Source organism: Yoonia sp. D2-7 (assembly GCF_055809435.1).
On the sequence record NZ_CM147912.1, the window covers coordinates 567,265 to 583,651 of the forward strand.

General features: G+C 55.8%; 16 protein-coding genes. 7 read left to right on the forward strand and 9 right to left on the reverse strand.

The window, feature by feature from the left end; all coding sequences use genetic code 11:
* Positions 1-55 precede the first annotated feature (55 nt).
* From AC0L7R_RS02680 to AC0L7R_RS02700, 5 genes are all read right to left on the reverse strand, one after another.
* The gene (locus AC0L7R_RS02680) at positions 56-1,108 is read right to left on the reverse strand and encodes a molybdopterin-synthase adenylyltransferase MoeB (protein ID WP_473658679.1); all 1,053 of its coding nucleotides are present in this window, start codon (positions 1,106-1,108) and stop codon (positions 56-58) included.
* Positions 1,105-1,563 (reverse strand): dUTP diphosphatase, encoded by a 459-nt coding sequence (gene dut / locus AC0L7R_RS02685; protein ID WP_473658680.1) that lies wholly within the window; start codon positions 1,561-1,563, stop codon positions 1,105-1,107. Before dut ends, AC0L7R_RS02680 begins: the two co-directional genes overlap by 4 nt.
* A gap of 14 nt (positions 1,564-1,577) precedes the next feature.
* The gene (gene coaBC, locus AC0L7R_RS02690) at positions 1,578-2,774 is read right to left on the reverse strand and encodes a bifunctional phosphopantothenoylcysteine decarboxylase/phosphopantothenate--cysteine ligase CoaBC (protein WP_473658681.1); all 1,197 of its coding nucleotides are present in this window, start codon (positions 2,772-2,774) and stop codon (positions 1,578-1,580) included.
* Positions 2,775-2,836: 62 nt separating this feature from the next.
* Positions 2,837-3,622: a ChaN family lipoprotein gene (locus AC0L7R_RS02695; RefSeq protein WP_473658682.1), complete on the reverse strand. Its 786-nt coding sequence runs from the start codon at positions 3,620-3,622 to the stop codon at positions 2,837-2,839.
* Entirely contained in the window at positions 3,619-4,497 is an 879-nt protein-coding gene (locus tag AC0L7R_RS02700) for an RNA polymerase factor sigma-32 (protein ID WP_473658683.1), read from the reverse strand. Before AC0L7R_RS02700 ends, AC0L7R_RS02695 begins: the two co-directional genes overlap by 4 nt.
* An 85-nt stretch (positions 4,498-4,582) precedes the next feature.
* Here AC0L7R_RS02700 and cobU point away from each other — a divergent pair, with 85 nt between their 5' ends.
* From cobU to AC0L7R_RS02720, 4 genes are read left to right on the forward strand one after another with little or no spacing between them, the layout of a single operon-like run.
* Entirely contained in the window at positions 4,583-5,155 is a 573-nt protein-coding gene (gene cobU, locus AC0L7R_RS02705; RefSeq protein WP_473658684.1) for a bifunctional adenosylcobinamide kinase/adenosylcobinamide-phosphate guanylyltransferase, read from the forward strand.
* Positions 5,152-5,727 carry a histidine phosphatase family protein gene (locus tag AC0L7R_RS02710; RefSeq protein ID WP_473658685.1) on the forward strand — a complete coding sequence of 192 codons (576 nt, stop codon included), beginning with the start codon at positions 5,152-5,154 and terminating at the stop codon, positions 5,725-5,727. The genes cobU and AC0L7R_RS02710 overlap by 4 nt, the downstream gene beginning before the upstream one ends.
* 20 nt (positions 5,728-5,747) lie before the next feature.
* On the forward strand, positions 5,748-6,617 hold the full coding sequence (locus AC0L7R_RS02715; RefSeq protein WP_473658686.1) for a glutathione S-transferase N-terminal domain-containing protein: 870 nt from the start codon (positions 5,748-5,750) through the stop codon (positions 6,615-6,617).
* A 56-nt stretch (positions 6,618-6,673) separates the two neighbouring features.
* A complete protein-coding gene (locus AC0L7R_RS02720; RefSeq protein WP_473658687.1) occupies positions 6,674-8,188 on the forward strand; it encodes a YifB family Mg chelatase-like AAA ATPase in 1,515 nt (504 codons plus the stop codon).
* Here AC0L7R_RS02720 and gshB read toward each other — a convergent pair whose 3' ends face one another.
* From gshB to rsmI, 3 genes are all read right to left on the reverse strand, one after another.
* On the reverse strand, positions 8,189-9,136 hold the full coding sequence (gene gshB, locus AC0L7R_RS02725; RefSeq protein WP_473658688.1) for a glutathione synthase: 948 nt from the start codon (positions 9,134-9,136) through the stop codon (positions 8,189-8,191).
* Positions 9,137-9,211: 75 nt separating this feature from the next.
* Positions 9,212-9,592, reverse strand: a complete 381-nt coding sequence (locus AC0L7R_RS02730; RefSeq protein ID WP_473658689.1) for a YraN family protein — start codon at positions 9,590-9,592, stop codon at positions 9,212-9,214.
* Positions 9,589-10,452, reverse strand: coding sequence for a 16S rRNA (cytidine(1402)-2'-O)-methyltransferase (rsmI, locus tag AC0L7R_RS02735; RefSeq protein ID WP_473658690.1), 864 nt, complete (start codon positions 10,450-10,452; stop codon positions 9,589-9,591). The genes AC0L7R_RS02730 and rsmI overlap by 4 nt, the downstream gene beginning before the upstream one ends.
* An 82-nt stretch (positions 10,453-10,534) precedes the next feature.
* On the opposite strand from rsmI, the gene AC0L7R_RS02740 reads away from it, so the two are divergent.
* Genes AC0L7R_RS02740 through murJ form a run of 3 tightly spaced genes read left to right on the forward strand, consistent with a single transcriptional unit; the run spans position 10,535 to position 16,134 of the window.
* Positions 10,535-11,716: an ABC transporter substrate-binding protein gene (locus tag AC0L7R_RS02740; RefSeq protein WP_473658691.1), complete on the forward strand. Its 1,182-nt coding sequence runs from the start codon at positions 10,535-10,537 to the stop codon at positions 11,714-11,716.
* Positions 11,697-14,492 (forward strand): [protein-PII] uridylyltransferase, encoded by a 2,796-nt coding sequence (locus AC0L7R_RS02745; RefSeq protein ID WP_473660343.1) that lies wholly within the window; start codon positions 11,697-11,699, stop codon positions 14,490-14,492. The genes AC0L7R_RS02740 and AC0L7R_RS02745 overlap by 20 nt, the downstream gene beginning before the upstream one ends.
* Positions 14,493-14,547: 55 nt before the next feature.
* Positions 14,548-16,134, forward strand: coding sequence for a murein biosynthesis integral membrane protein MurJ (gene murJ, locus AC0L7R_RS02750; protein WP_473658692.1), 1,587 nt, complete (start codon positions 14,548-14,550; stop codon positions 16,132-16,134).
* Positions 16,135-16,137: 3 nt separating this feature from the next.
* Here the strand turns inward: murJ and AC0L7R_RS02755 are convergent, their stop codons facing one another.
* On the reverse strand, positions 16,138-16,344 hold the full coding sequence (locus AC0L7R_RS02755; RefSeq protein ID WP_348108675.1) for a DUF3035 domain-containing protein: 207 nt from the start codon (positions 16,342-16,344) through the stop codon (positions 16,138-16,140).
* Positions 16,345-16,387 lie beyond the last annotated feature (43 nt).

A 16,387-nucleotide genomic window follows, 5' to 3' on the forward strand; every position in this document is an offset into this window, starting at 1 on the left:
CTTTGCAATCAACTTAGGGTGCGAAGGGTACGACTTCCAGCGGTAGGTCTGTGAATTAGGTGAAGGATCCACTGCAGACCGCGCAGTCATCCCGCCGTTTTAAGCCAATGGTGCGGGTGTCTGCGTAAAGTGCGTCGTAGATCATCAGCCGCCCCCGCAATGGATCGCCCGCGCCCGTGATCAATTTCACGGCTTCCACCGCCATCATCGACCCAATCACACCGGGCAATGGGCCAATCACACCGGCCTCTGCGCAGGACGGCACAAGTCCGGCGGCGGGCGTTTCAGGGAAAATGCAAGCGTAGCAGGGTGCGTTGTTGGCTGGGTCGTAGACGCTGATCTGACCTTCCCACTGCGTGAGGGCGGCAGAAATCAAAGGAATTTTCCCGGCGACACAGGTTTCATTCACCAAATACCGTGTTTCGAAGTTGTCGGTGCCATCTAAAACGATGTCATATTCAGCGAACAATTCAGCGGCGAAACTGGCGTCCAGCCTGCGATGATAGGGTTTGACCTGCACAAACGGGTTTTGTGCACGCATCGCGTCTAGTGCAGATTGTACTTTCGGCATGCCGATCCGGTCGTCTGTGTGAATGACTTGTCGCTGCAGATTGGAATTCTCGACGGTGTCATCGTCAATCACACCAATCTGGCCAACACCTGCCGCGGCCAGATAAAGCAACGCGGGCGACCCCAAGCCACCGGCACCAATCACCAGCACTTTCGCGCGGCGTAGTGCCATCTGCCCCGTGCCGCCGACTTCGCGCAGCATAATGTGGCGCGCGTAGCGGTCTAGTTCGGTTTCCGACATCGCGCTGGACTTATCCGCAGGGGTGTCACGAACAACTTGGGGGGATGCCTTGGCCCGCAAGCCACGCAGCAGCTTGCGATATCCAAATGCGATGACACCAAAGGCGACGATCAATGCCCAAAGCCGGACGTCACCGCCCGTGGCTTCGCGCAGCGGATGGCCGTCAGGCAATACCAACTGGATGATTATCACGATCACCAACAGCAACCCGATCATCGTCCAACGCGCACGTTTTGGCGTGTCCATCGCCATGCCGGTGCCCCACAATACGGCGGCCATTGCGGCGACCATGATCATGCGACGACACCCGTACTGCCAAATCCGCCCACGCCGCGTTCGGTCGCGTCTAGGTCATCAAACAGCGTAAACTGGGCCTGTACGACAGGGGCCACAACCATCTGCGCAATCCGCATCCCGTGAGTCACCTCAAACGGGCTATCACCTAGGTTAATCATGATGACCCCAACCGGCCCGCGATAGTCGCTGTCGATCGTGCCCGGGCTGTTGACCAAGGTCACACCATGTTTCAACGCAAGTCCGGAACGGGGGCGAATTTGCACCTCGACCCCGTCAGGGATCGCCATGGCAAGCCCCGTCGGCACAAGCAAACGTGCGCCGGGGGCGAGCGTCACAGCACCGCCTTTCGTGCCAAAATTAGCGCAAATATCAGCGCCCGCTGCACCTTTGGTCTGATACGAAGGCAAGGGCAGCTTGCGATCCGCATCGGGCTGCCAAGACAACTTTATCTGCATCTCACCGCGTCCCATTATCCAGCCAGTTCAAGCGCGATTTTCGTGGCGAGCTTGGTGGCGACTTCGTCCTTGCCCATGCGGGGCCAAGCATCCGCGCCTGTGTCAGAAATCAACGTAACTGCGTTTTCTGTACCGCCCATGATCCCCGTTTCAGGCGACACATCATTCGCGACGATCCAGTCACAGCCTTTGCGCAAACGTTTGGCGGTGGCGTTGGCAATCACATCATTGGTTTCGGCTGCAAAGCCGACCACCAGCGCTGGACGACCGTCCGTCATCTGCGAAACGGTTGCTAGAATATCGGGGTTTTCCGCAAAGGTCAGTTCCGGCAATCCAGACGCGTCCTTCTTGATCTTCGCATCAGACGCATTTGATACATGCCAATCGGCTACGGCCGCGGCAAAGATGGCGGCGTCAGCGCGTTTGGCATTTTGCACGGCTTCAAGCATCTCGGCGGCGGTTTCTACCGGAACAACTGTGACGCCCGCAGGTGGCGGCACATCGGCAGGGCCGGTCACAAAGGTCACGTCAGCGCCCAACGTAACCAGCGCCTGCGCAATCGCCGTGCCCTGCGCGCCTGATGATCTGTTCGCGATGTAACGTACCGGATCAATCGGTTCATGTGTGGGGCCCGACGTCACAAGGACATGCTTACCCTTCAACGGCCCATCGGATAACGTGGTGTCGATTGCGGCAACAATATCAAGGGGTTCTGCCATACGTCCGGGGCCATATTCACCACAGGCCATATCGCCTTCGCCCGGACCAACGAACAAAATGCCGTCGCCCTTCAACGTTTTCAGATTCCGCTGGGTTGCAGGGTGTTCCCACATCCGCACATTCATCGACGGGGCTACCAGAACGCGTTTGTCTGTGGCGAGCAATAGCGTCGACGCCAGATCATTCGCCAAACCGCCCGCCATTTTTGCCATAAGGTCAGCAGTACCGGGGGCCACAACGATCAAATCGGCGGCGCGGGATAATTCGATGTGCCCCATCTCGGCTTCATCGTTCAAATCAAACAGGTCGGTGTATAGCTTGTTCGCGGCCAATGCTGACACGGACAATGGGGTGACGAATTCAGCGCCCGCCTTGGTCAAAACCGGCGTCACTTTCGCGCCGCGTTCGCGCAAGCGCCGGATCAGATCCAACGACTTAAATGCCGCGATTCCGCCGCCGATGATCAAAAGAATATGTTTGTTTGTCAGCATGTCCGCCTCCGCAATTGTTCAGAACGTAAGACTTTGACGGCACGGATACAATCGGTGTGCAGTTATTCAAATGCGGCACAGGGATCGGGGCGGTCAATCGGGGGCGTGACACGCCACAGATCGTAGGGCGGTTGACCAGACGGCGCGGTGATTTGACCAATGCTCAGCACATGCGTGTCAGGTGACGCGGCGTTCAGGTAAACAGGCATTCCCCAGTCGGTACGTGCATGCCCGTTGCCGGTGATCACAACAACCGGCCCGCCAAACGTTTCAAACGCTTCCAGTGCCGCGCGCGCAAAAACCGCGTCGCTGAACCGTTGTTGATCGACAAACCAAGGCAGCATTCCCACAGGCAAAGCCCCACAATGGCCGTCTTGCATGCCCTGTTCGCGGGTACCCTGTTCGTCTTCGTCTAACGGGATGTGAAGCTCAAACCGCTGATCCGTGAACGCGGCCAAAATATCTTCGCGAGCCTGCGTTGCCATCTCCGGACTTGGGGCGGCGCCAATGATCTTTGCATCTTCGGCAGCCGTGAAAATCGGGGCATACATGGCAAAATCAGGCCAACCGTTGGCTTCCCATTCCAGTAAGTCACCTAGATCTGGCGAAGTGATCGTGTCCGAAGTGATCTGCCTTGCCTGATCGGACGTTAGCATCTCAAAAACGATGGCTGTCGGGTCAAGCAATGCGATGATGTCGGCCTGCACCTGATGGTGGGTCGGATCATCGTGAATTTCACCAACAATGACGATATCCGCCCCGTCAAAATCAGTCGCCGAAAACGCAACGATCTCGCCAACGTAAACCGGAGAGACCGTTAGAAAAGTGATGAATGTCGCTGCCCTCATACGAGGAAACGATGCACCTCTTCGTTTTGACCTACAAGGCTTTTGCGCATTTTGCCAAAGGCCGCAGCTTCAAGCTGGCGAACACGTTCTTTCGATAGACCAAGTTCGGTACCAAGGCTTTCCAATGTCCGCGGATCATCACGCATTTTACGTTCTCGGACGATAAAGCGTTCGCGATCATTCAATTCGCCCAAGGCGGACAACAGCCACTGCCGCAATGTATCATTATCGTGGTTGTTTTCCACAGTTTCAGCGGCTTGCGGACCATCATCTTCCAATGCGTCAATCCATTCCCGACCTTCGTCTTCAGCAGATTGGGTGGCGTTGAGCGAATAATCGGACCCAGACAACCGGCCTTCCATCATCTCGACATCATGCAATGGAACGCCGACCTCTAGCGCGATCATTTCACGCATGTCGTGACGGTCAATCGTGCGTCCTTCTGCGGCGGCTTCACGTTCAAGACGGGCCTGAACACGACGCAGATTGAAGAACAGAGATTTCTGAGATGACGTTGACCCGGTCCGGACCATCGACCAGTTCCGCATGACATAATCCTGAATGGATGCTTTGATCCACCAAACCGCATATGTCGAAAACCGGACGCCGCGATCTGGGTCGAATTTATCGGCGGCTTTCATCAAGCCAACGGATGCTTCTTGGATCAGGTCGTTCATCGGCGCGCCGTACCGCTTGAACTTACCTGCCATCGAAATCGCGAGGCGCATGTAGGCGGTGATCAGGCGATGAAGGGCCTGTTCGTCTCGATCATCTCGCCACGCATATGCCAACGCAAGTTCCGTTTCGGCATCCAAAAGCTCCGCTTTCATTGCCTTGCGTGTCATCTTCTGATCCGAAAAACCGTCAAACGCCATGTTTTGATCCCCACCAGATTGCGCGCGGGTGTTCCCGTGCTATTGATCTGTCTACGAAGGGTCGAACCAAGCGGATCAGAAAAAGTTGCAAGAAAAATCGCCGAAGACTTTGTATTTTGTGACGGGCGGGGCTGCGTCAGGCAAATCAACCTTTGCAGAAAAGGTCGTTCGTGCGACAGGCAAGCCCAAAACATATGTTGCGACTATGCAGCCCTACGACGACGAAATGCGCGCGAAACTGGAAAAGCATCAGCAGCAGCGCGGGGGCGATTGGACAACCATCGAGGCCCAGATCGATATCGTGTCAGTACTGGATCAGGCGTCGGCCGATGACATCATCCTGCTGGATTGCGTGACCCTGTGGCTGACGAATGTGCTGCTCGGGGATCATGATGTTGATGCGGCCTGCGACGCATTGGTGAATGCGCTGTTAACCTGTGCGTGCGATGTCGTGGTGGTATCCAACGAAGTCGGCATGGGCATCGTGCCGGACAATGCCTTGTCACGTAAGTTTCGGAATGCACAGGGAAAAGTGAACCAGATGATCGCGGCACGGGCAGACGTCGTCATGACCGTGATCTCTGGCCTGCCACTGGTCCTAAAAGGGTCTTACGATCTTGTTCCCGCAACGCACTTCTTCCCCGCGGGGAATGTTTGACCCGCTTTTGGCTGGTCCGGCACGGGCCCACGCATCAAAAAACCTTTACCGGATGGCGTGATGTGCCTGCGGATTTAACCGATACTGCGGCGTTAGATCGGTTGTCGTCCTACCTGCCGGACCAAGCGCTACTAGTTTCATCTGATCTGCAACGATCTGTGCATACCGCTGATGCCATCGGGGATGGCAGGATGCGTTTGGCACATCGAAAAACTCTGCGGGAATTTGATTTTGGGATGTGGGACGGCCTGCACCACACAGAAGTCGCGGAACGTGATCCTGTTCTTAGTCGTCAGTTCTGGGAACAACCTGGAACGTTGGCACCGCCGAACGGTGAAAGCTGGAATGCGGTGACGAAACGCGTAACCGCATCGTTGTCCCAATTGGCCCACCACCACAAAGCGAAAGATATTGTTGTTGTCGGCCATATGGGCATGATCATGACAATGATCGCGCAATGTGGCGGGACACCTTACGAAGCGATGGGGCACAAGATCGATAACCTGTCAGTCACGGACGTGCATTTCACCCTACGAGGTTGGCAAATCGGAACGATCAATCACGTCGCTTAAGCTGTAAAAGGACCAAAACCATGACCTACGAACTCTACATCGGCGACCGGACCTTTTCGAGCTGGTCTTTGCGCGGCTGGCTTCTGCTTGAGCAATTTGGGCTGCCCTACAAAACAGCGATGGTCGGTTTGTACGCGGGAACGATGGCGCAAGACATGGCGCATTTGTCGGGTGCTAAAACGGTGCCTGCATTGGTCACGCCAAGCGGTGGATTATTGACGGATAGCTTGGCGATGGCGGAAACGCTTGCCGAAGAAAACCCGCAAGCAGGACTTTACCCCACAGACCCCATTGCCCGCGCAATGGCACGGTCCATGATTGCGGAAATGCACAGCGGCTTCGGGGCATTGCGGTCGGATTGTCCGCACAACATGGAACATACACTTGTCGGGTTTGAGCCGTCTGATGCGGTCATGAACGACGTGGCCCGCATTTCCGAACTCTGGTCAATGGCACGCGACAGGTTCGGCGAAGATGGGCCATGGCTGTTTGGGCAATACACTGCGGCTGACGCATTCTACGCGCCGATCGCGAACCGTTTTACCACCTACGGTATCCCGTTGGGTGTCACAGCGCAGGCCTATGTCGACGCGCATATCGCGGATCTGTCTAACCGACAATGGCGGGCAATGGGGCAGACTGTGCGCTATGACCCGTTTCCATACGATTTTGGATTGAAGACAAAGCCATGGCCGATTGATGCTTTGCCCGCTCGGGCAGTCGATCAAGGTCCGTCAGAAAACGAAACATGCCCGTATTCTGGTAAACCGGTCACGCATTACTTGGAACTGGACGGCAGAACGTTTGGTGTCTGCAACGCGTTTTGTCGTGACAAAACGGTTGCTGACCCTGCGGCATGGCCGAAATTTATGGCGTTGTTGAACAATTAACCTTTTCGCAAGGGTCCTGTCGTTAACCATAAGTATTGGAAATGACGGGAACCAACATGTCAGCAGTTGCCTACACGGTCGCCTTTGACGGGATCGACGCGAAAATGGTCGAGGTGCAATGCGCGGTCAGCCCCGGCATGCCGGGGTTCGCTATCGTGGGCTTGCCAGATAAAGCGGTTTCAGAGGCGCGCGAAAGAGTGCGGGCCGCGTTGACGCATATGGCGATTGCGCTGCCGTCAAAGAAAATCACGATCAACATGTCGCCCGCGAACATGCCGAAAGAGGGGTCGCATTTTGATTTGCCTATCGCGCTGGCTTTGTTGGCTGCGCTTGAAATCCTGCCGCGTGAAGATGTCGCGGGCACGGTATCACTTGGTGAATTATCGCTAAACGGGGATCTGGTTCCTGTCATTGGGGCGTTGCCTGCGGCAATGGCTGCAGCGACTGAAGGTAAAGTTCTCGTCTGCCCAAACGCATGCGGCCCCGAAGCAGCATGGGTCGACGCGGCAAAAGTGATCGCACCGCAGTCGCTGGCCGCGGCGATACGGCACTTTACCGGACAAGCTGTGCTCGACGCGGCGGTCGCTGGCGAAGTGCACGTTGATGCAAACGCTTCTGATCTGGCCGAGGTGAAAGGGCAGGAACGTGCGAAACGTGCGTTGGAAATTGCAGCCGCTGGGCGGCATCATTTGATGATGGTTGGCTCACCCGGTTCTGGTAAGTCGATGTTATCGAAACGCATTCCCGGTATCCTTCCACCAATGTCACCGACAGAAGCGTTAGAGACGTCGATGATTCATTCGCTGGCGGGCGTGTTGGAAGAGGGCGGCATCAATCGCACGCGCCCTTTCCAAGAACCGCACCACACAGCGTCGACTGCTGCGATTATCGGCGGGGGGCGAACGGCGAAACCCGGACAGATTTCACTGGCGCACAATGGGGTACTTTTTCTCGATGAATTTCCGGAATTCCCACGGTCAGTGCTCGAAACCTTGCGCCAGCCGATCGAAACGGGCGAGGTGATCGTCGCGCGGGCCAATGCGCATGTGAAATACCCGTGTCGTTTTATGTTGGTCGCGGCCGCGAACCCTTGCAAATGCGGGTATCTGGCAGATCCAGCGCGCGCCTGCGCACGTGTGCCGATCTGCGGTGAAGAATATATGGGTCGCATTTCTGGGCCCTTGATGGACCGTTTTGATTTACGGGTTGAAGTGCCGCCGGTCGCATACACTGATCTGGATTTGCCAGAAGACGGCGAAAGCTCCGCGGTGATTGCTGCCCGCGTTGCCGCCGCTCGCGATGTGCAATCGCAACGGTTTGCGGACGCGGCGGGCGTACGGGTAAATGCCGAAGCTGAAGGGCGCGTTTTGGAACAGGTGGCCACGCCGGATACCGAAGGACGGGCGCTGTTGGTCAAGGTCGCGGAACGGTTCGGGCTTTCGGCGCGGGGGTATCACCGTGTGTTGCGCGTCGCGCGAACCATCGCTGATCTGGCTGGCGAAACCGATGTGCGTCGCCCACATGTCGCGGAGGCGGTAAGCTACCGCCTCTCGCTGTCTCAGGACGTGTAATCAGGCAGCAGCGCGGCGCGCTTCAATTGCTTCCCAAATTTTGGCCGTGATATTGACGTCGTCAAACCGTTCCAATTCTTGAATGCCTGTCGGTGAGGTCACGTTGATTTCGGTCAGCCAGTCACCAATCACATCGATCCCGACAAAAATCTGACCCTTTTCACGCAACAACGGTCCGATTGCCGTACAGATTTCGCGGTCACGGTCAGTCAGTTCGACTTTCTCGGGGCGTCCGCCTACGTGCATATTGGATCGGGTTTCGCCTTCGGCGGGGACGCGGTTGATCGCGCCGACAGGTTCACCATCGACCAAGATGACCCGCTTGTCACCCTTGCTGACGTCGGGCAGGAATTTTTGCATGATCAGCGGTTCGCGATTAATGCCGGAGAACATTTCGTGCAGTGATGCGAGGTTACTATCGCCCTGTTTCAGCTTGAAAACACCGGCGCCACCATTGCCGTAGAGTGGTTTAAGAATCACGTCGCCATGTGCGGCACGGAATGATTTGAGCGTGTCTAAATCACGCGCAATCATCGTTGGCGGTGTCAGGTCAGGGAAGTTCAGAACCAGCAACTTTTCCGGATAGTTCCGCACCCAGAACGGGTCATTCACGACGAGCGTATCGGGGTGAATCATATCAAGAATATGGGTTGTGGTAATGTACCCCATATCGAAAGGGGGATCTTGGCGCAGCCAAACGACATCGTAGTCGGCAAGATCGACTTCAACTTCGTCGCCCAGTGTAAAATGATCGCCTTCGACCCGCTGAACGGTCAGCGGCCAACCCCGCGCGACAACTTTACCTTCGCGGTAGGCAAGTTTGTCAGGTGTGTAGTAGAAAAGACTGTGACCGCGCGCCTGTGCTTCCTCTGCGATGCGGAAGGTGCTGTCGGCGTTGATATCGATAGGACCAATCGGGTCCATTTGGATCGCTACTTTCAAGGGCATGACCTGTGGCCTTTTCTCAATATGGAATTGAGAGATACATGGCCCATGCGACGGGCCTGTGCAATGGCGGCAAGATCACGCTTCCATGAACGCGTTTTCAATAATCCGCACATTGCCAGTTTGATCAACGGCTGCCACGTCGAAACGCATATCGGTTAGCGCCCCGCGCGGTTCATTTGCCACAAATTCACTCGCAGCAGCACAGAGCCTGTCCATCTGACGGCGACTGACACGTTGCAATGCGGTCGCGTGGGATTTGCTTTTCTTAACTTCGACAAAGATCAGGCTGTCACCATCGCGGACAATCAAATCGATTTCGCCGCCGCGCCCGCGCCATCGTGTATGCGCAATAGAATGGCCACGACGTTTGTAATCACGGGCAACACTGGATTCGGCCGCCAATCCTGCATGGTGATTGGTGCTGGCACGCATCGCTTGTTGCGTCGATGATGTCATTCGTCGTCCTTTTCCAGCCCAAGGGCCATTTGGTAAACTTGGCGGCGGGGTAGACCCATCGCACCTGCAACCATCGTTGCCGCGTCTTTCACTCGCATCGTTCGCATCGCGTCGACCAATGCCGCCTGCACATCGTTTTCGCCGATCTTTTCACCGTTCCCACGATCAACCAGCACGACAATTTCGCCCTTTACCTTTCGGTCGGCAAAATCTGCGACAAGTTCATCGAGAGACCCGCGTGTGGTTTCTTCAAACTTCTTGGTCAACTCACGACAGACCACCGCGCGGCGGTCGCCCCCTAGAACATCGCGCAAAGACATTAGCATATCATGAAGGCGCTTTGGGGATTCGTAGAACACTAGTGTTAGCGGCATATCGCGTAGTTCTGCGATCTCTGTTTCGCGCTGTGTTTTTGCAGATGGCAGGAATCCGATGAATGCAAAGCGGTCAGTTGCCAGACCAGAAACGGTCAACGCGGCAAGTACTGCCGACGCTCCGGGGGCCGTGGTGACGGGCAGGTCAGCCGCGATCATCGCAGCGCCCAGTTCATATCCCGGATCAGCCACTAATGGTGTACCCGCTTCAGACACGTAAGCGACTGATTTTCCTTCACTTACAGCCCGCACAAGTCGTTCGGTTGGCTTTTCCCCGCTGTGGTCATGGTAGGCGACAACCTGTCGTGTCCCAAGCGGTACGCCATGAATTTCCATCAATTTGCGGGCCGTCCGTGTGTCCTCTGCTGCGATCAGATCGGCGCTGGCGAGGATGTCGAGACCGCGCAGTGTCATGTCACGCGCCGACCCGATTGGAGTCGCCACGAAATAAAGACCCGCCGTCAAGGGTTTTTCTATAAAATTCATACCTAGACCCTTTGGCGCATAGCCCTATGATGTTGCCCAATGTTTGACCCGATGGAGGTCACCATCAGGAGGGGGATTTCCTATGTTTGCTTGTTTCGCCGACGCCCGCAAGGCGGCAGCCCGGCTGTTTATCTTTTTGACGCTTGTGTTCGTGTCGGCCTGTACGGTCCCCGGCCAAGTTGGTGTGAATGAAAACACCGGTCAGCGTATTGATCCGAACGCGCCTGTTCAGGTTGCGCTTTTGGTTCCGGGTGGGTCCGGTAACGAGGGTCGTTTGTCAGCTAGCCTTGAAAACGCCGCACGATTGGCGATTTCCGATTTGGCTGGCGTGACGATTGATCTGCGCGTGTACAACACTGCCGGTGATCCGCTGCAGGCCGCACGCGTTGCAAATGCTGCGGTTGATGACGGTGCAAAGATTATTTTGGGACCATTGTTTGGTGAAGCAGCCAACGCGGCTGGTGTGTCTGTCGCGAACCGTAATGTGAACGTCCTCGCGTTTTCGAACAACCCGACAATTGCTGGCGGTAACGTCTTTATCCTCGGGTCTACATTCGGAAACACAGCGAACCGTTTGGTCCAGTACGCAGGCCGTCAAGGCATCAACCGCTACACGGTTGTCCATGGCAATTCAGTTCCCGGGCAGTTGGGCCGTGATGCGATTGCAAACGCTGTTCGTGCGAACGGGGGCCAAGTGACCGCGATCGAAGGGTATCCATTGACCCAGCAAGGCGTATCCGATTCGTCGGCGCGTATCGTTTCTGCAGCGCGGAATGGTGGTAGCGATGCGGTCTTCTTCACAGGTGATCCTTCTGCTGACCTTCCGTTTATTCTGGACGGTCTGTCAGCCGCTGGTCTGACATCGAACGAAGCGCGCTTTATGGGTTTGACCCGTTGGGACGCAAATGCTGACGTTCTGGGAAGCGCTGCTGCCCAAGGCGGCATCATTGCGTTGCCTGATCAAGGTTTGAACAACGCGTTCCAGAACCGTTACGCGTCTGTTTATGGCGATGCGCCACATCCGCTGGCCGGTCTCGCGTATGATGGAATTGCCGCCATCGGCGCGCTTGTTGCCCAAGGAAACGCCAACGCCCTGACAAAACAGGCGCTCACGACGTCGCAAGGCTTTCAAGGGACTGGTGGTATCTTCCGGTTCCTGCCAAATGGTCTGAACCAGCGTGGCCTCGCCATCGCCGAAATACGCAACAATCAGGTGATTACCCTTGAGCCAGCCCCACGGAGCTTTGGCGGATCAGGTCTCTGATCCGACCAACACGACTTACGACCTTGAAACGCCGGACAATTTGATTTGTCCGGCGTCTGAGATTTTTGACCAACCCGCAGTCCGTGCAGCGTTAGAAGCCGCGGCGAGCCTTGGTCATAGCGACAAAGACATCCGCACCCAAACCGTCGAAATCCTGAACGAAGCGCGTGTTGCAGGGCGTAAACGCATTGCAGAAGCTTTTGCCGCTGATCCATTTCCGGGGCGTCGTGGGACGCGCGCCTATAGCTGGCTGACAGACCAGATTATCGGCGAAGTGTTGAATATCGCGCAAACGTATCTGCACCCTTTGCCGAACCCGACAGAGGCCGAACGTATCGCGATTATTGCGGTGGGCGGCTACGGGCGTGGCGAAATGGCCGCGCATTCGGACGTCGATTTGCTGTTTTTGAACCCGTATAAAATCACACCGTGGGCGGAAAGCCTCATCGAATCGATGCTGTATATCCTGTGGGATTTGAAGCTGAAGGTCGGACATGCCAGCCGGACGATCAAAGACTGCATTCGACTTGGCCGCGAAGATTTCACGATCCGTACGTCGTTGGTGGAATACCGTTATCTTGCCGGTGACGAAGATTTGGCGCAGTCCCTTGCCACATCGTTGTGGGAAGATTTGTTCAAAGGCACCGAAGCCGAATTTATTGAAGCCAAGCTTGAGGAACGTGCTGAACGTCACCGCAAGCAAGGTGGCCAGCGGTATGTGGTTGAGCCGAACGTGAAAGAAGGCAAGGGCGGTTTGCGCGACCTGCAGTCCTTGTTCTGGATCGGGAAATACGTGCACGGGACGCAGAACGCTAAGGAATTGATTGCCTTTGGTGTCTACAACGAAGACGAATTCCAGACCTTTAAGACAGCCGAAGATTTTCTTTGGTCTGTCCGTTGCCACATGCACATCATCGCCAATCGTGCGGTTGATCAGCTGACTTTCGACATGCAAGTCGAGGTCGCAGAAAAGCTTGGGTATAAGGATCACGACGGGCGTCGTGCCGTTGAACATTTTATGCAGGATTACTTCCGCCATGCGACCAAAGTGGGTGAAGTCACGCGGATCTTCCTGACATCACTCGAGGCGACACATACCAAAGCCGAACCGATGCTGCTGCGCCTGTTCAAACGGCGCAAAAAGGCGAAAGCCCCATATGCGATTGAACAGAACCGTCTGACCGTTGCGGATGAAGAGGCGTTTCTGGCGAATCCCGTCAATATGCTTGGGATCATCGAAGAAGTGCTTCGGACGGGTACGTTGCTGCATCCAGATGCGATGCGGATGATTGCGGCGAACCTGCACTTGATCGACGATTCTGTCCGCAATGACCCAGCTGCGCGCAAACTTTTCCTTGGGATCATGTTGAAACACGGCAACCCTGAACGCGGCTTGCGGCGGATGAATGAACTGGGGCTTCTGGCTGCGTTTATTCCGGAATTTGCGCCGATTGTGGCGATGATGCAGTTCAATATGTACCATCACTACACGGTCGACGAACATACGATCCAATGTATCAGCCATCTGTCACAGATCGAACGCGAAGAGCTGATAGAGGAATTGCCGATTGCGTCCGGCATTCTGCAAAAAGGTGTGAACCGCAAGGTGTTGTATGTCGCGTTGCTGCTGCACGACATCGGCAAAGGACAGCCAGAAGATCATTCGGTTTTGGGTGCGAAAATTGCGCGTGTTGTGGCCCCGCGGTTGGGGTTGAACAAGAAAGAATGCGAACTGGTCGAATGGTTGATCCGCAATCATTTGCTCTTGTCCGATACGGCACAAAAACGCGATATTTCGGAACCACGCACCGTGACCGGTTTCGCCAAAGCGATGAAGACCGTTGAACGGCTTGATTTGCTGACGGTGCTGACGGTTTGCGACATTCGGGGCGTTGGCCCCGGCACATGGAACAACTGGAAAGCGGTGCTGATCCGTAACCTGTATGCCGCGACGCGTGATGCGCTGGAAAATGGGTTGGAAGATCTAAACCGCGAAACAAGAGAAACCGAAGCAAAGCGCGCGCTGCGTGGCGCTTTGACCGACTGGAAGCCAAAAGATTTAAAAGCAGAAGTTGGGCGTCATTACGGGCCGTATTGGCAGGGTTTGCCGGGGTCGACCCATGTGATTTTCGCGAACCTTTTGTCTGGAATTTCGGACGATAGTATCGCCGTTGATCTGATGCTTGACGAAGACCGCGACGCGACACGCGTTTGCTTTGCCATGGTGGACCATCCGGGGTTGTTTAGCCGGATGACCGGAGCGTTGGCGTTGGTTGGTGCGAACATCGTTGATGCACGCAGTTACACATCCAAAGACGGTTACGCGACGGCGGCGTTTTGGATACAGGACGCGGACGGGCATCCGTACGAAGCTGCCCGCCTGCCGCGTCTTCAGCAGATGATTATCAAGACGCTGCATGGTGAAGTGGTCGCCCGCGACGCCCTGAAAGACCGTGATAAGATCAAAAAGCGTGAACGTGCGTTTAAGGTGCCCACTGTCATCACCTTTGATAACGCGGGTTCCGAGATTTACACAATTATCGAAGTGGACACCCGCGACCGGCCCGGCCTGCTGTACGATCTGACGCGTACGCTGGCGAATAATCACGTCTATATTGCGTCTGCTGTCATCGCGACGTTTGGCGAACAGATCGTCGATACGTTCTATGTCAAAGACATGGTTGGTCTGAAGTATCACAACGAAGCCAAGCGCCAAGCGCTGGAAGCGAAACTGCGTGAAGCCATTACACTGGGCGCGGAAAGGGCTGTGACGTGATACGGATTTTCGTGAAAATTCGGACGATTTTTCCGGAAATATCGGGGGCGCTTGCGTGAAACCTATTCGATTGATGGCTGGCTTCTTCACAGTCGGCCTTTGGACGTTGCTATCGCGTGTCTTGGGCTTTGCGCGCGACATCATGATGGCTGCGTTTTTGGGTACTGGCCCCGTGGCCGAAGCGTTCTTGATCGCACTGTCCTTGCCGAACATGTTCCGCAGATTCTTTGCCGAAGGTGCTTTCAACATGGCCTTCGTGCCGATGTTTTCTAAAAAGCTGGAAGCAGACGACGACCCGCTGACCTTTGCACAGGATGCATTCGCAGGACTCGGGTTCATCCTGCTCATTTTCACCGGCATCGCTGTCGCGTTTATGCCTGCGCTTGTGACCTTGATGGCCGCAGGATTTCGCGGCGATGTCCGGTTTGAGCTCGCCGTTGCCTACGGACAAGTAGCGTTCCCGTATATTCTGTTCATATCGCTCGCCGCCCTTCTTTCAGGTGTCTTGAACGCGACGGGGCGCTTTGTTGCTGCGGCAGCGGCGCCTGTCCTGTTGAACATTTTCTTTGTTGTCACAATGTTGGCGATGTGGGTGTTCGGCCCTACGACCTTTACCGACGGTGCCTATCAATTCGATGCGACCGTGGGCTTTGGGCGCGCTTTAGCGTGGGCTGTTCCATTCGCAGGGATAGCGCAGGTCGCACTGGTCTGGGTCGCTGCAAAGCGAGCAGGTTTCCCTATGGCGCTACGGATGCCGCGCCTGACGCCTGACCTGAAACGGCTTGCGATTATTGCGGTGCCAGCGGTGCTGGCGGGCGGCGTACTGCAGATCAACCTGCTCGTGGGGCGTCAGGTCGCAAGCACCTTTGACGGCGCGATTGCATGGCTGAGCTATGCGGATCGGTTGTACCAGCTGCCGCTGGGTGTGATTGCGATCGCGATTGGGGTCGTGCTGTTGCCTGATTTGTCTCGCCGCTTGCAGGCCGGTGACGAGGCCGGCGGGCAAGATGCCTTTAACCGCGCGTCTGAAATTGCGTTGGCGTTGACCATTCCTGCAGCCATTGCGCTAATCGTCATCCCGATTCCATTAGTATCGGTCTTGTTCGAACGCGGCGCGTTCACACAAAGCGACACGGCGGCGACCGCGTTGGCCGTTGCTATCTATGGTCTCGGGTTGCCTGCATTCGTGCTGCAGAAAGCCTTGCAGCCGTTGTTCTACGCGCGTGGCGATACGAAGCGGCCGTTCTATTACGCGCTTGTCGCAATGGTCCTGAACGCTGTGCTTGCGTTTGGGTTGCGCGATTATATCGGATTTATTGCGGCAGCCGTTGGTACATCACTGACGAGCTGGGCGATGGTTGGTCAGCTGTGGTGGGGCGCACGCGGGATGGGTAAATCTGCGCAATTCGATACGCGTTTCAAACGGCGCATTTGGCGGATTATCGTAGCCGCGTGTTTGATGGGCGTCGTTCTGTTTGGCGTCGCTTGGGCTTTGCAGCCGTTATTAGCTGCAGGTGGATTGCGGATGATCGGGTTGTTGATCCTCGTCGTCGCGGGGATCGTGAGCTATTTCGCAATTGGCCAGATCATTGGTGCGTTCCGGCTTGCTGAATTCAAGGCCGCGATGCGTCGGTCCAAGTAGAACCTAATTGTCGGCCCTGTTCACGCCACCCGGTGTCGGTTGTGGCAATGTTTGCAGGGTCGGCGGCAGGGCCAGTTCTTTTGCGATCTCTAGATTATTTTCAACAGGGGTGATTGTGACCCCCCCGAAATCGCGGATCGGAGTCGCAGGACCGTTTGAACATGCGGCAAGTGCCAAAAGTGTGACGCTTGCCAGTATAATTGCACGCATTGCCGTTCCTTAAGTCTTTGGTGATGCGTGTTTAGCGCAGGAA